15 protein-coding genes and 2 pseudogenes are annotated in these 14,937 nt (G+C 32.7%); 16 read left to right on the forward strand and 1 reads right to left on the reverse strand.

All coding sequences use genetic code 11. The features are described 5' to 3' along the window. Positions 1-158 precede the first annotated feature (158 nt). The 13 genes and pseudogenes from NKG37_RS08790 to NKG37_RS08845 all read left to right on the forward strand — a co-directional run bounded on the left by NKG37_RS08790 (position 159) and on the right by NKG37_RS08845 (position 11,400). Positions 159-1,460, forward strand: coding sequence for a hypothetical protein (locus NKG37_RS08790; protein ID WP_254416097.1), 1,302 nt, complete (start codon positions 159-161; stop codon positions 1,458-1,460). Then, a complete protein-coding gene (locus tag NKG37_RS08795; protein WP_254416098.1) occupies positions 1,429-2,676 on the forward strand; it encodes an SIR2 family protein in 1,248 nt (415 codons plus the stop codon). The genes NKG37_RS08790 and NKG37_RS08795 overlap by 32 nt, the downstream gene beginning before the upstream one ends. 398 nt (positions 2,677-3,074) lie before the next feature. Beyond that, positions 3,075-3,521 carry a VOC family protein gene (locus tag NKG37_RS08800; RefSeq protein WP_144546919.1) on the forward strand — a complete coding sequence of 149 codons (447 nt, stop codon included), beginning with the start codon at positions 3,075-3,077 and terminating at the stop codon, positions 3,519-3,521. 364 nt (positions 3,522-3,885) lie between these two features. Next, entirely contained in the window at positions 3,886-4,077 is a 192-nt protein-coding gene (locus tag NKG37_RS08805) for a hypothetical protein (protein WP_254416099.1), read from the forward strand. Between the two features lie 71 nt (positions 4,078-4,148). Further along, a protein-coding gene (locus NKG37_RS08810; protein WP_173026407.1) for an IS3 family transposase occupies positions 4,149-5,371 on the forward strand; the annotation gives its coding sequence in 2 pieces (ribosomal slippage) (positions 4,149-4,437 and positions 4,437-5,371; 1,224 coding nt in all). A 45-nt stretch (positions 5,372-5,416) separates the two neighbouring features. After that, the gene (locus tag NKG37_RS26045; RefSeq protein ID WP_263479876.1) at positions 5,417-5,542 is read left to right on the forward strand and encodes a hypothetical protein; all 126 of its coding nucleotides are present in this window, start codon (positions 5,417-5,419) and stop codon (positions 5,540-5,542) included. An 86-nt stretch (positions 5,543-5,628) separates the two neighbouring features. Beyond that, positions 5,629-6,564 (forward strand): serine hydrolase domain-containing protein, encoded by a 936-nt coding sequence (locus NKG37_RS08815; protein WP_254416100.1) that lies wholly within the window; start codon positions 5,629-5,631, stop codon positions 6,562-6,564. A gap of 585 nt (positions 6,565-7,149) precedes the next feature. Continuing rightward, positions 7,150-7,314 (forward strand): annotated as a pseudogene (locus tag NKG37_RS08820) (molecular chaperone GroEL); the annotation flags it as partial. A 322-nt stretch (positions 7,315-7,636) separates the two neighbouring features. Beyond that, the gene (locus NKG37_RS08825) at positions 7,637-8,767 is read left to right on the forward strand and encodes an SEC-C metal-binding domain-containing protein (RefSeq protein ID WP_254416101.1); all 1,131 of its coding nucleotides are present in this window, start codon (positions 7,637-7,639) and stop codon (positions 8,765-8,767) included. A gap of 88 nt (positions 8,768-8,855) precedes the next feature. Beyond that, a complete protein-coding gene (locus NKG37_RS08830; RefSeq protein WP_254416102.1) occupies positions 8,856-9,188 on the forward strand; it encodes a hypothetical protein in 333 nt (110 codons plus the stop codon). After that, the gene (locus NKG37_RS08835) at positions 9,188-9,946 is read left to right on the forward strand and encodes an RQC-minor-1 family DNA-binding protein (RefSeq protein WP_254416386.1); all 759 of its coding nucleotides are present in this window, start codon (positions 9,188-9,190) and stop codon (positions 9,944-9,946) included. Before NKG37_RS08830 ends, NKG37_RS08835 begins: the two co-directional genes overlap by 1 nt. A gap of 50 nt (positions 9,947-9,996) precedes the next feature. Further along, positions 9,997-10,839 (forward strand): DUF6398 domain-containing protein, encoded by an 843-nt coding sequence (locus tag NKG37_RS08840; RefSeq protein ID WP_169187747.1) that lies wholly within the window; start codon positions 9,997-9,999, stop codon positions 10,837-10,839. Between the two features lie 21 nt (positions 10,840-10,860). Next, positions 10,861-11,400, forward strand: coding sequence for a YecA family protein (locus NKG37_RS08845; protein WP_254416103.1), 540 nt, complete (start codon positions 10,861-10,863; stop codon positions 11,398-11,400). Positions 11,401-11,530: 130 nt separating this feature from the next. On the opposite strand, the pseudogene NKG37_RS08850 reads toward NKG37_RS08845, so the two are convergent. Next, positions 11,531-11,920, reverse strand: a pseudogene (locus tag NKG37_RS08850) (DUF4372 domain-containing protein); the annotation flags it as partial. A gap of 453 nt (positions 11,921-12,373) precedes the next feature. Between NKG37_RS08850 and NKG37_RS08855 the strand changes: the two are divergent. The 3 genes from NKG37_RS08855 (at position 12,374) to NKG37_RS08865 (ending at position 14,906) form a co-directional block, all read left to right on the forward strand. Beyond that, a complete protein-coding gene (locus tag NKG37_RS08855) occupies positions 12,374-12,712 on the forward strand; it encodes a hypothetical protein (protein ID WP_254416104.1) in 339 nt (112 codons plus the stop codon). Between the two features lie 381 nt (positions 12,713-13,093). Then, complete coding sequence (locus NKG37_RS08860) at positions 13,094-13,465, forward strand: DUF956 family protein (RefSeq protein ID WP_016204025.1); 372 nt, start codon at positions 13,094-13,096, stop codon at positions 13,463-13,465. A 469-nt stretch (positions 13,466-13,934) separates the two neighbouring features. After that, a complete protein-coding gene (locus NKG37_RS08865; protein ID WP_101728825.1) occupies positions 13,935-14,906 on the forward strand; it encodes a mannose/fructose/sorbose PTS transporter subunit IIA in 972 nt (323 codons plus the stop codon). Positions 14,907-14,937 lie beyond the last annotated feature (31 nt).

Below are 14,937 nucleotides of genomic sequence, written 5' to 3' on the forward strand. Positions count from 1 at the left end.
ATATGGTTGAGGAAGAAGATTATATTATAGAATAGTAATATTAAAGAAGAATTTATATTAAAAATGATAATCCATATACCATTTAATAGATATTAATAGCAGGAATATATTGTATAATAGTATTTAAGAAGTATGTATATAGGTAAGGGGGGGTTAGGTTGAAAAAAAATAAGAAAACAAGTATTGAGAAGATGTATGTGTTTGCTGGATTTAAATTTGCAGAGTATATTGAAATGGATACATTTAAAGAAAGAATAAGTAATGACCTTGATATAGAAATAAATGAATTAACTAACTTGGGTGATATCTTTTCTAAAATCCACATGGAAAATCCTGATTTAGAGAAAAAGTTAAATGAAATATTTTTTGAGAATATTTTATATAGCCATCTTAAGCATGTATACATTGATGAGTTTAATACAAAATTGAAAGTATCTCAGTTTAAGCAAAATATGAAAAAGGTGATAGAAAGCCTTAATCATAATGATAATATTCCTTCCGCTTTATACCCTGAAATGAGTGAAGAAGGATTTTTTTTAATGGATAGTCTGAATGTTTCATCAATTAATTCTAAATTTATTGCTGGATTTGATTATGAAGCAAATGGTGAAGAACTAATTAATGCAAGAATTATCTTTGTGGAGGTTGTTCCTACTGGAGATAGAACAGAGTATTTTGTTGCTGGAATAGATATTGATTTTAAAAGTAATACTTATTTGACTATGATAAGAACTAAACAGGATATAAAAAAATTGGATAACGAAGAAGAAAATCAAAAATTAGATAAAACAACTTATCAATTATATAAACGAGTTAAAGATAATATTATTGCTGATTTACTTTATAATACGCAAACTATCGACGTGAAAAAAGATAGATTAAGTATGTATAATTTATGCAAAAATCTTGACGAACAGCTTTTAAAAGATATCCGTGCGGAGGTAATAAGTAGGACTAGTAGTTCAGTGTCTTCAAGTGTAAAACAATTAATTAGTGACTTGTTTCCTTCGGGAAAAAAGCCAAAAAAGCATGATCGAGATAAATTAGAAGAAAATATATCATCCTTATTAATAGCAAATTATATTAAAACTAATTATAAGGGAAAAGACCTTGTGAAAATGGCAAAAGGTAAAAAATTAGTTGGGTACCCAACAAAAATAAAGTTCACTTCAAATAAAGCTAATAGAGGTTCAACGCAATCATCTAGTTCTAAACAACCTGTTTCTGCATCTGACATGTTTCATAGTTTGTACATTAGCTTTAGAGACGCACTTGGTTTGGAACAATGGTCAATATCTTGGTTTACTGATTATGAATTTAAAAATCCTAAAGACTTTGATGTCATACAAACTACTATATATTCAAAATCAACTTACTTTGAAGTTGTGTTTAAACCTACTAGACCTCTTAATAAGGAGATTATATATCATGTTGTTAAATACCTTAATAACCATCGTTAAAGAAAGGTTAAAAATGGATGAGGAAAAATTTATAAAATTAATAGAATTATTAAAGGATGAAGAAGATTTTACTGAAGAATATCTCATGAGTAATAAAGTTTCGGGAATAATTACTAGTGAATTAATTGAACTTCTTAAGAGTAATAATTTAATCGATATTAAATATGCGTATGAATGTGAAATTAAAGGTGGAGAATCAGAAGTTGCAGATTCGCTTAAAGAAGAATGTAATTTCTGTAAGTCCTTGTTAGAGGATTCTGAATTTCATATTGTAAGAGAATTATATACACTAAAAGAACAACTTATAGAAGAGATTGAAAACAAAGAAAAGAAGGAATTAGAGGGTACAATTGATACCTTATATTTGGAGAATTTTAGACAACTAAAGATTAATTTGAATAATGTGGTTCCTTTTCTCGGTTCAGGTGTTTCTATCCCATTAGGCTTACCTAATTGGACAGGTCTTATTTCTAAAATGGAAACAGGATTACCAAATCCTGACGATGTTGAACAGTTTAAGGATTATTTAAAAGTTGGGGATATTTTTAATGCTTTAGATATATTACAGAATGAATCATTAACATATAGAACTGAAGAACAAATTAAAACTTTTATCCGTGACTACATAAATAAGCACTTTAGAAAAGAACTAGGTAAAGAATACCATAATATAAATGATATTCTAAATCTTAATTCTGATTTTTACATTACGACAAATTATGATAATTCACTTAGCCAGTATAAAAGTAAATTTTCTTTTCCTTTTATACTTGATGATATAAAAGTAATGCAAGAGTTATTTTCAGAGAAAAATCAAAGAATAATTCACCTACATGGAAATGTTGAAAAAAAAGAATCAATGGTAGTTACTGAAAAAGATTACGAAAGGCTTTATAATGATGATAAAAATAAAAGTATCTTAAGTGGAATTATGTCTCAAAAATCCTTTCTTTTTATTGGTTTTTCCTTTACCGACAAATATTTTATGGATATGTATCAATTATTACGAACTCATATTGGTGGGAATCATTATATTATATTGGCTGACCTTCACAAGCATAAGGCTCAACAATTAATTGATAAAGGACTAATTCCAATAAGTATTAATGTTAATAATTTAAATACTGAAAAAACGTTTGCAAATGAAATAAACACAGAATATTCGCAGAAATTTGTAAACTCATTAAAGGTACTTATTAAAAATTTGCTAAAGTAATAAGGTCAGTTAATTGCCTTTTTATTAATTATTTTTGTTTCTTGATACAGCAAAGGAATAAATTTTATAGCCCATTATGCATTAATAGTTAAATATTTGTGACCGCTTGAAAGAGATGACACAGTTTTTGCTTGATAAAGTGGGACACTTTTTTCCAATTTGAAACGTATATTTTTAATGTTAGCCTCTTTTTGGCTATTTCTAGAAAGAAATTAATGAATGTTTCAGTATTATAATTATGAATCGCCACTCTCAAGATAATGTATACATGCTAATATTTATACACATTTGTAAAGTTGTTCTTGCTGCACTAACGGGGCAGTATTGTTGAGGAAGAACTTTATTAAAATTAAAATAAAAGAGTAATTTTAAACATTGGGGATTGGGGGAAAAGGTCAGTGATAAAAGGACTGTATGAAGGACATTTACCAGTTATAGATTTAGAACGTTCTATCGAGTTTTATGGAAAACTAGGTTTAAAACTGTATAAAAAATATGAGAAAGTAGCCTTTTTTTGGATTGAAGAAGGAAAAAGTTGGATTGGTTTATGGGAAGGAGCAGAATCAAGAGTTCCTTATCACGTTTCATTGAGACATATTGCATTTTATGTTGAATTAGATGATATTAAGAAAGCAAAAAATTGGTTAAAGGAACGTGGGATTGAAGTAAGAGATGAATTTAATAGAGGAACAGAAGAAGCTGTGGTTGTACCTAATCAAGCACATGCAATGATTTACTTTGACGACCCAGATGGAAACCATTTGGAGTTTATTGCAAGATTACCAAAAGAAATTGACCAAACAGAAAAAATGTATTTGAGTGAATGGGAGAAATTGTACTTGTAACTAAAAATAGGTTTGTTTTTTACTCAATAAAATATTGCGAAACGTTGTACGTAAACTATCAGAAGCATTAATTTTAGGATTTAGGAGAATTTATGCTCCTGTTTTTCGGTAAATCTTTTGGAACTAGAAGGAGCAGTATTCCTGTAATAAATGTAAACTAGCTTATGTAAGAAATGGGGCAGGATAGTTCAGTGGGTATTATTGGTAAAAACCTAATTAAGTTGTTAAAATAAATAATTAAATAAATAAGGGGAAATTCATTTATGTACTCTATTTTTAGCTTTATATAACCCAGGATCAGAGGACCTCCAAAAATGATTGGAATGTACTAATAAAATCAGATCATAAATGGAGGAAATAGATAATGGATAAACAAGAATTAAGAAAAAAAGAGCTTGATAAGTTATTTAATTTCTTAGAGTGTAATCGGTTATTTAGTGGAGTTATACTTTTGTCTTTAGAAGGTAAAGTTTTTTACAAAAGGGCTATAGGAAGGAAATCCGATTCAGAAGAACATTCACTTGATTCAGTCTTTGAGATTGCATCTATCTCATAAGCCCCAAAATGAACTTGGACAATAAGAGTAATATTTATTATACTGCTTAATGTACCAAGGAGGCTGACATCATGAAACGAATAAAACATTCTAAAGAATTTAAATTACAAGTCATCAAGGAAGCCCAAGACACAGGGAAGAATACCCTTGTAGCTCGCCGGTATGATCTGAATCCCAATATGGTTAGTCGCTGGGTTCGTGAATACAAAGATGGTAAATTTGGTGAAGTAGATGTGGCTGTGCTGCCAGATATAGACTCCAAAGAATTATCCAAAGAAAATGAAAAACTTAAAATGTTATTAGGTGAAAAAGACCTTGAAATAGCGATCCTGAGGGATCTTATAAAAAAGAAAAACCCTCACTTGCTGAAAAGCATGAAGTAGCTAACAAATGGATTCAAAAAGGCTACTCGATTTCAAAGGTGCTTAAAATCATAGGTATTCCTCGATCCACATACTATTATCAAAAGAATTATCGTGTTGAGGAGAAAAAAGTAAGTGAGGGACGTCCAGCACCAGGTTATTCGATCCAAGAGGACGGTCAAAAGATATCAGACGAACAGATTAAAGAATTTCTACTAGAAGAGATTGCCGGTGATTGCTATAACTATGGTTATCGCAAACTCACTAAGGTCTTAAGGCGAAAATACAAACTTAAAATTAACAAGAAAAAAGTATACCGGATTTGTAAAGAATTGGACATCTTACGCCCACAGCGCCAAAAGAAAGTCTCATACCCTAGGAAACTAGCAAGAAATCGCATTATTACAAGATCTAATCAGCTATGGGAAGCTGACATTAAATATGGCTTTATCGAAGGTGAGGATCGCTTTTTCTTTGTCATGTCCATCATCGATGTTTATGACAGGGGCATCATTACCTATCATATGGGATTAAGCTGCACTGGAGATGATGTCAAACAGACACTGAAAAGGGCATTATTAAAACGCCAACAATATGATGAATTGGAAAAACCTGTAATCCGAACAGACAATGGACCGCAGTTTATTTCCCATACTTTTGAAAAGTTTTGTGAAGATTCCAAAATTGAGCACGAAAGAATTCCACCAAGAACACCAAATATGAATGCTCATATTGAGTCTTTCCATCGCATTTTTGAGGACGATTGCCTATCCAGATGGCAGTTTGAAACCTACACAGAAGCATATCAAGAAGTCATGAATTTTATGGAGTTCTACAACGAGAGACGTATGCATTCTAGTATACTAGATTTGTCACCAAAGGAATTCTATCAAAAACAAGATTCATTGGTGATCAAGGAGGTTCGGGTGTAATGGATGTATTCATTCAAAGCATCAGCTTGATTTGGAGTGGCGGGCATGATAGCCTCGTTCGGCGATGCCAATGTTGTAAAACAGCTGGCTTCTTGGCAGGAGAATCATGCCCGCAGAGGCTCCATGTCAAGCAACATGGCCTTTTTGAAGAATAATGAAAGAAATCTATAAAATAAAAAACTGAGGAAATGAAAGAATAAGAGAGTTATTGTCCAAAATTCGGGGGTTAATCCGCTATTTCAAAGAGTTTTACTGCAATGGCAATCTTGATGTTAATCGACCAGAAAAGAATGGGGCTTGATGATGATATAACAAGGTATTTTCCTTCACTCCCGTATAAAGGTATTACTATCAAGAACCTTTTAAATCATACCTCAGGACTACCTGACTATATGGAGTGGTTCGAAGAAACATCAAACTGGGATCATAGTAGAATCGCTACAAATAAGGATGTAATAAATTACTTAAAAGAGCAGAAACCTGAAGTATTATTTGAAGTTAATGCAAAGTGGGAGTATTGTAATACGGGATATGTTTTGTTAGCAGAAGTAATTGAAATGGTTTCTGATCTAACTTATGGTAAGTTTCTTCAAGATAGAATATTTACCCCTCTAGAAATGAGAAATACATCAACGTATTCGCAATTTATAAATAATGAATTAGAGAATTTTTCTATTGGTTTTATCTATGATTGGGAAAAAGATTTATATTATCACCCTAATGAGTTAGTTGAGCATAAGTATGTTTACTTTTTGGATGGTATAAAGGGGGATGGTGGTATTAAGTCTACTGTTGATGATCTTTTCATATGGGAAAAATCAATATTAAATAATAAGCTAATTTCACAAGAAGCCACTAATCTCTTATTAGATCCTGCTTCTTTAATAGGAAACGTTACAACAGGATATTGCCCTGGATTGCATGATAATTATGGTGGGTATGGTCTTGGATGGAAGTTAGAAAATCATCCAAAATATAAGGACATTGTGCTACATGATGGTTACTGGGCAGGTTATTGTACAGGACTTATAAGTTACAAAAACTATAATAAGACCATTATCATGTTAACTAACCTAGATTTTAAAAATGATAAGTTAATAAAGATTCCACATATGGTCACGTTAGCTGTAGAAAAAGTATTATTTAATGAAACAGTGGATTTAGAAGAATTTAAGAAGTTAATCAATTTATAAGTAAAAAAGAAGGAGGGCTTTTCCCTTCTTTTTTACTACAAATATATTTGTAAAACTCAACTTTGTGAATCCATTCACTTAAACAAACGGGGGCTTTAGTAAAACAAATGAAGAGCAAAAAAGAGCCGAATTATGCAAGTTTTTATACACTACTTGTATATTTCGGCTCTTTTTATTTACTGCCATAAGATAGCTTTTATTACTAAAGAGAACATTTTATTCTAAATCTAATTTCCAATTAATTGTGTCACTTAAATGAGCAAAAACTGTTTCATTTTACTTGACGGTCACAATATTTTAACACGTACAATTGTTTGACTAGTTTTAAATACCATTTGAAAATAAAATATGCATACATTTGAAGGTTAGTTTCAGATGGAATAATGAAACCTTAACAAAGAAGGAATAGTGTTTGTACCCCTTATGATATCAGTAATATAATAAAAGAGGAAAAATGTTAAAGGATAAAAAGGGGAATGGATAGATACAGACTTTAGACACCTTTACAATTTTTTATGACTACTTTATACTGATAATGTAATCATTTAATAAAGAAGTAGTCTATCTACTTTAGATAAAATGAAAGTCGTTGACCCAACTAAAGTTACTCGTTCTGCCTTACAAAACGCAGGTTCAGTTGCTGCTATGTTCTTAACAACTGAGGCTGTAGTTGCTGACAAGCCAGAACCAGCAGGTGCACCAGCAATGCCTGATATGGGCGGTATGGGTGGAATGGGCGGCATGATGTAATAAACGCCCTCAAACCCTTGATATATAAGGGCTTTATGTAAGATGAGAGTGGAATGCTAACATTTTTGTTAACATGAAGTTTTTAAAGGACGCTTCTCATGAGTTGAGCAAACTTATGGGAAGCTTCTTTTTTATATCTGAAAGTTTAGTTGGAGGAATAAGAAAGTTCCTTTTAGAGTAGTCGGCCCCGTTTCAAGTGTTCATATTAAGCACATGTGTGATAAAATGAAAAAATAAATATGAGATGAAAAAGATGGCTAGTAAGGAGTTGCCGTGGCTTTTGATGTTGTCAGAGGTGGACGCAATGTGAAAGGGGTAAAAAATGGTGGTAAATAAAAACAAGAATCAAAAGATAATAGGAATAGTTTCATTAAAGGAAGCGCTATCCGCATTAAAAGTCGCAGATCTTCAAGACATCCGGAAAAAGCTGCAAATTAAAAATATAAGCTCGATGAAAAAGGCGGAGTTAATCCAATCTTTGGCAGAGGCAATCCCTGTTCTTTTCAGAAATATTATCAGTAAGTTCGATGAGCGACGATTATTTTTAATAAAAAATATCATTGCCAATAATGGAGTTATGAGCGCAAACAATCTAGAAATCGAGGAGATGGAGTATCTCCATAAAACTGGTTTTATGTTTACTAGTTTTCAAAATGGTAATCCAATCGTCATGATCCCTTTGGAATTATTGCCTTCTCTAGTGAAAATTATTCAAGACGAAACGATACTTACAGATGTTAAGCGGAATACGGAATGGATAAAGATTACCCGCGGACTACTCTATTATTTTGGAACGGTGCCGCATGACGAGTTAGTGCATTTAGTTGAGAAATACACGCCTATTCACCCAGATTACCTTGCCTTCAATCAGGTTATATTTGATGCGATGGAATACTATCAAGAAATATACATTAACAGGTATGGCTATTCTTACTGGGAAGTGCTAGACCCTTTAGTTATTTTAGAGGAGCAGGCATCTAGAAAGAATATTGATTACTATCCATTCTCGAAGAAACAGCTCCTTGAAGCAGGTGAAACGGACTATGTGGAGTGTCCAAAAGGTTATTCTCAACTTTTATCTCTATTTACGAAAGAGTATCGGATGTCAAAACAAGAGGCGAAGGAGTTTGTTGAGGACTGTATTATGCATGCGAAATTAGGCAATCAACCTAGTCAGCTTCTTCAATATTTACAGACTCACCTGACATTTGAAAGCTTAGAAGCAGTGCAAAGACTGATGGATGCCGTTGTTCTTCTTATGAATAATACGAGGGAATGGTATTTAAAGGGATATACATCGGAAGAGCTATTCGCGCAGGAAAAGAAGGTCTTACCGCCTTTGCCCAATAAAAAAGGAGAGGTCATTAGTCTCCAAACCCGTCAAAAGGTGGGGAGAAACGATCTTTGCCCATGTGGGAGCGGGAAGAAATTTAAGAAATGTTGTGGGAGTTGAAAATCTGAACAGTGATAAAAAATGTTAAAAGTTTAGTGGGTGGACAAAGGGATAATGAGTTATATTGCAGAATATCTTTCACAATTTATTGTCTAAAAAGAAGGATTTGGTGTTGGTGGCAAAAAGGAATTCACAAGCTTGGGCAGAGGCCAAAAAACGATGCAAATTGAATGAGACTGATCTACAAATGGCTAAGGAGTTGGGGATGACAGCTAAGAGCTTAATTAAAAATATCCCCATGCCTAATCAGCTATGGAAAGCACCTGTAAAAGTATGGATTCGTGATCTATATGAGGAGAAGTTCAATAGGGTCATTACATTTAAGCCTGCTCTCAGTGAAGAATTAAAAATAAAGCCCAAAAAACAAGAAAAACTGATTGTTTCTGATCACTGGGTTGATGAGGAGGACTTACCATTTTGATGAAATCTAAGACTGATCGATTATCTGATGAAGAAATAAAAGTCATATTGAGAGCAGCTGATGAAATTATTGCTAAAGGTGGAAGAACACTTCTTGCCAAAATCTTAAAGGGCTCACGGGAGAAGAAAGTATTACAGCTGGAGCTGGATAAGTGTCCTGTCTATGGTTATTATAAATCAGAAAATCTAGATGAAATTATGCAAAAAATTGACTGGATGATCGATTATGATTTTCTAGATATTGAGTATTATGGAAGACTACCAATGATTGTTTTTACAGAAAGGGGGTGGTACATAGAGTCCGATCAATGTGCGGATGAACTTTTAAATGAATGGAAGGAATGGGTCAAGCAGGGAAAGCAAAATCCCGATATGAGCTATCTAAAGGATCGGAATAGGAAAATGATTCTATTGCTGCTTGAGAAGATTAAAAAATTCGGAGATCAAGGACTTATTCCTTATCTAGAATTATGGGAGAAAGTTGATTATAAAAAGGTAAGAGATGAGATTCGAACAACTATAAATGTATTAAATAGAAAAGAGCCGTTTGATCATTCAGTTGTAAAGGAAAAAACAGAATCTATCAAAGAAGCATTAGAGGGTATTGAACCGCATGACCTACTTTTAAAATGCTGGGTATGTGGAGAACGATTTACCTTTACAACAGGAGAGCAGCAATTTTATAAGAAAAAAGGTCTTTCATACCCGAAAAGATGTAAAAAGTGTCATAACAAAAAGGATAACGAATTATCCTATTAATTAAGAAAATCTACTTTAAGAGCAGACTAATAGATTAGAGGTTGTGGAGTATGACTAAACCAAAAGAAAAGGTAGAGGAAAAGAAGGCAGAATTACTGAAATTAACAATTGAGTTTAGTAAGCAATTTTTAAATGAAGAATATGAGGGAGTAATTGAAAAATTAATAAACAAAATGGCTAGAAAAAGAGACATTCCATTCCTGTCAGGCCGTATTGAAATATGGGCTGCGGCAGTAATCCATGCTTTGGGAACGATTAATTTTTTATTTGATAAATCTAGTCAACCATATGTGTCTGCTACAGAAATTTTTGAGTATTTTGGCACCAAGCAAAGTACGACTTCGCAAAAGTCGAAGAAAATTAGAGATATGTTTAATATGACCTATTTTGATAGTAATTTCTCGATAGAGTCAGTTGTTCAAGGTAGTCCTTTTAATAATCTTTCAATAGTAAATGGATTAATCGTTCCTCAAGATATGTTGAATGATCAGCAGATTGAAATCGAAGAATGGGAAATTCAAGCTGCCCAAATATTAGGAATAAGCGGTTTAGAGAGTGGTAATAAATATAAAGCAAGTTATATGGACAAATTACTCAATGTAAAAGAGACAAGTTTAATGAGTTTTTATGAATATCTATTACAACATATGATATTTCCTTTTACTGCGTTATATGAAGAGGAAGTTGGCCCTTTAGAAATCGCAGAATTTGAAGTCAGCTGTATTCATTTAGACCAAGAGATGAAAGTAGACGAAAATTATGGAATTCTTGTTGAATGCAGGTTGGGTAGGAAAAAAGTAATACTGCCATTAGCTAGCATCAAATTGGATGAAGGACATAAGAATTTTAAATGGATAGATTTATATCAAGAATGGTTCTGGTCATACAGATAATGTTCAATAGTGGATCGTTCTTTGAATGCATTTTTTAATAGACTGAAAATAGGAATGATAAAAAAAGTGGAAACTATGGAAAAATCTGATATTTTAAGTGGTAATACCTTTAGTTATTTTGATGTGTTTGAAGAGAAAAAAGGGCTTGTCTTAGGAACTGAAGTAAATGATATAAAATATATTATTTATGATCAGTATTGTATGAATCCAAGTTGCAAATGTGATGATGTTATTCTTATCTTTACAGAAAGCGAAAATAATGATTCTGAGTTTGCTATAAGATTATCTTTGAAAAGGAAAAGGTATGAGATTCTTGATATCTATGGTATTTCTAAGAGACAAGTGGATGAGATTGTTAAGGGTTCATTAAAAGATAGTGCAGAAGCAATGGAGCTATTAAAAAAGCGATATAAGGAGATGAAGGAAGCGGGAAAGGCAGTTTTACAAGGAAGTCCGGAAATAAATAGCAATAAAATTGAATTGCCAGTGGAAAAGCCTAAAAGAAATGATCCTTGTCCTTGTGGGAGTGGGAAAAAATACAAAAAGTGCTGTGGTGTATAGTTATTTGTTATACTAAATTTAAATTAATATTCCTCCTTAGTCCAGCAGTGTTGGCTTTTGAAATATCCGAACCCATTAGTATTAAAAAATTAGATGACACAAAAGAAATTCTATTGTAGTGCAAACTTTTCAGTGGCAATGTGCTTGAATCGATGATTTTTAACGGCATGACCAGTTTTGTATAGTGTGTTTTAGCATGAATTTGTGATACTAAATCGAGAAATAGCCTTTGGAAAAGGTCAGGATTCAACCCATTTAATCGACGTGATAACTGAGAAATACTAATAGAATCAAGGTTGATCTCCTTTTGAAGTTGGTCATTGAAAAGACTATCACTTAGTGCATGAAGACTCTCAATTTCCTGTAATTGTGCAAACAGGAATAATTTTAGGAACGATTCGGTCGTTAATTTTTTCGTATAGAAATCTAATTTCAATGTTTTCACTTGCTCCTCAAATAAATGAGAATTAATTGGTGAAAACCATTGTCCAAATGAATTTTTTCGTGTAATCTTGTCCATGTGAGATGTCCTTTATTAGTGGATTTGGACGGGTTACCACCTGACTTTTCCATTATAAAGGACTTTTTCTTTGCACAAAACAAAATAGTGAAGATTATGGGTATTTTTAATATTGAAATTTAATTAGTGCAACACTAGTGATAAAATATGTTTATTGTTTGTCCGATATTATGCATCTGAAAAAGTAAATTAGGGTGAAAATGATTTAGTTATTCGGAGGTTTATAATAATTTACATAAATAAATCGTTAATGAAAATAATAAAAAATAAGTCTATACAACTAATTAAATTTATTTACGGAGGTTAGCTATGTACTGGAATGGTGTAGTAGAAAGACTTAACCTTACAGCAAAAGGTTCATGATTTATTTATTTAACAGGATCCATACTACTATATTTTTCAATCACTACAACTAAAAATATTTCAAGAAATGAGTGGATATTACTTTGTGGAATGGTTGGTTTTTATGGCTGGTTAATTAATATTGTAATATTCTATATTTTCGATCTGTTAGATTCAGGAGATTCCTCAATCGGTGGGATACCTGATTATTTTATGTTTATTGTAGGACCTGTTACAATTGCAATCTTGTTTTTAAATCGTTATAAATCTCCTACAAAGCTAATTAGAGTAATTTTATTTTCATTATTATCATTTTTAATGGAGTATATATTAGGAAAACTAGGCTTTTTAAAATTAAAGGGATGGAAACCTATTTATTCCATTCCTTGTTATTTGCTAGTATTTGGGGTTGCTTTACCTTGGACACTAAAGCTTATAAGAAAATCGTAAAAGACAGGTTCAGGAACTTTTGGATATTAAGTTCTTTTTACAGGCATCTTTTTTGGAAAAACAACTTTGGAGATGCTGATGTAATAGAAAAGGACTTGTTAAAAACGAAAGTGAAATGCGAACATTTTACTAACTAGAAGATAATGATCGAGGTCTCTAAAAGTTTGATCGAACTTTTAGAGACCTATTTTACTATTGGGAAAAAAATGAAGATTCATATTTCCCCTTATCTAGACTATCCATGATTTCTGCTAAGATATATCAGACCCTTCATCAATCTCTCATAATTTCGAAGATAATGTGAACTTCCCCAGAGTATTTGCTTAAAGCAAAAAAACACGTATAATTATTAGTATTAAAAGATAGAAATGGAGTAAAAAAATGGTCCAATCAATTAACACAAAAGTCGATTTAGTTATTAATGCAACCTCGCATACGGGAATTTCAGAATATGGGAAGATTATGATTGGGGACAAAGGATTTGAATTCTTTAATAGCCGTGATGCTCGTAAGTTTATACAGATTCCTTGGGAAGAAGTTGATTATGTAATCGCTTCGATCATGTTCAAAGGAAAATGGATACCCCGTTATTCCGTCCAAACTAAGCGAAATGGGACGTATACATTTTCCTCTAAAGATCCGAAGAAAGTTTTGCGAGTAATCCGTGAATACGTTGATCCGAAACGCATGGTCCAATCATTGAGTTTCTTTGATGTTATTAAGCGTGGATTGAGAATTAAATCAAAAAAGTAAGAGTTTTTGAAAGTAGAAGAAGTACTGAATATTATGGATTTAAACGATTAACCTGCATCTCCGTAATGATCTTGAAAGAGTCATCACTGATAAGATGATAGCGGAACCAAAAAAATATTTTCCCTATTGAAAGTGAATATTCGGTATGCTATAATTTTTTTGGAAGCTTACTAAAGTTAAGCGAGAATAATTAAACACTCCATTTAAAGCGTTTGCAGAAATTAAATAACCATCGGCATTATTTTTACGTGTTACTGATTCGATCAGGCATGAGTAAAAAAGTATGTTTGAATGAAGCATTAAGGGGCATTCTATACCCATAGCTTCATTTAAATCGACTTTTTACTCATGCCTTTTTTATTGTATGAAATCTGTAATCGCTTTAGATGAGCTATGAAAATGCAGCTGAAAAGATACTTTAGTGGATTCTCCATATTTAGCTGTAAAAAATATAATAGGAGGTAAAAAGATGGTAGGAATTATCATTGCTAGTCACGGTGAATTTGCCAGTGGTATGTTGCAATCTGGGTCGATGATCTTCGGGGAGCAAGAAAATGTAAAAGCTGTTACATTGATGCCGAGCGAAGGACCTGCAGATGTAAAGGCAAAAATGAAAGAAGCAATTGCCTCTTTCGACAACCAAGACGAAGTACTATTCTTAGTCGATCTTTGGGGTGGAACTCCTTTCAACCAAGCCAATAGCTTGTTTGAAGAAAACAATGAAAAATGGGCAATCGTTGCTGGTATGAACTTACCAATGTTGATTGAAGCTTATGCATCACGCTTCACAATGAACACGGCACATGAAATTGCCGCACATATTTTAGGGACAGCAAAAGAAGGAGTTAAAGTAAGACCTGAAAAATTAGAACCAGCAGAAACAGCTGCTACTGCAACTGCTCAACCAGTAAATGCTGGTGCTCCTGGTAAATTTGAATACGTATTAGCTCGTATTGACTCTCGTTTACTTCATGGACAAGTAGCGACTGCTTGGACAAAAACTACGCAGCCTACACGTATTATTGTTGTATCTGATGAAGTAGCGAAGGATGACCTTCGTAAGAAATTAATCCAACAGGCTGCTCCTCCAGGTGTAAAGGCACATGTGGTTCCTGTGAAAAAAATGATCGAGCTTGCAAAAGATGATCAACACTTTGGTGGTCAACGCGCATTGCTTCTATTTGAAAATCCACAAGATGCGCTTAGAGCGGTTGAGGGTGGCGTTCCATTGAAGACAATCAACGTAGGTTCGATGGCACACTCACCAGGTAAAGTTCAACCGAATAAGGTATTGGCTTTTAACCAAGACGATATTAATGCATTTGCTAAGTTAAAAGAAGCTGGTTTAAGCTTCGACGTACGTAAAGTTCCGAACGATTCAAAAGGTAACATGAATGAAATAATCAAAAAGGCGCAAGAAGAGTTAAACAAACGAAAATAATCCTATTATCGAAGAAAAAGGAGGATTAATA

The organism is Niallia sp. RD1 (assembly GCF_024219955.1).
Taxonomy (GTDB): Bacteria; Bacillota; Bacilli; order Bacillales; family Cytobacillaceae; genus Niallia; species Niallia alba.

Excerpts from the sequence above, each read along its gene's own strand:
- NKG37_RS08835 (WP_254416386.1), top strand. The coding sequence starts at position 9,188 with ATGAAATCTAAGACTGATCGATTATCTGATGAAGAAATAAAAGTCATA.
- NKG37_RS26045 (WP_263479876.1), top strand. The coding sequence starts at position 5,417 with ATGATAGCCTCGTTCGGCGATGCCAATGTTGTAAAACAGCTGGCTTCT.
- NKG37_RS08815 (WP_254416100.1), top strand. The coding sequence starts at position 5,629 with ATGGCAATCTTGATGTTAATCGACCAGAAAAGAATGGGGCTTGATGAT.
- NKG37_RS08860 (WP_016204025.1), top strand. The coding sequence starts at position 13,094 with ATGGTCCAATCAATTAACACAAAAGTCGATTTAGTTATTAATGCAACC.
- NKG37_RS08825 (WP_254416101.1), top strand. The coding sequence starts at position 7,637 with ATGGTGGTAAATAAAAACAAGAATCAAAAGATAATAGGAATAGTTTCA.
- NKG37_RS08805 (WP_254416099.1), top strand. The coding sequence starts at position 3,886 with ATGGATAAACAAGAATTAAGAAAAAAAGAGCTTGATAAGTTATTTAAT.
- NKG37_RS08840 (WP_169187747.1), top strand. The coding sequence starts at position 9,997 with ATGACTAAACCAAAAGAAAAGGTAGAGGAAAAGAAGGCAGAATTACTG.
- NKG37_RS08855 (WP_254416104.1), top strand. The coding sequence starts at position 12,374 with ATGGTTGGTTTTTATGGCTGGTTAATTAATATTGTAATATTCTATATT.
- NKG37_RS08795 (WP_254416098.1), top strand. The coding sequence starts at position 1,429 with ATGTTGTTAAATACCTTAATAACCATCGTTAAAGAAAGGTTAAAAATG.
- NKG37_RS08865 (WP_101728825.1), top strand. The coding sequence starts at position 13,935 with ATGGTAGGAATTATCATTGCTAGTCACGGTGAATTTGCCAGTGGTATG.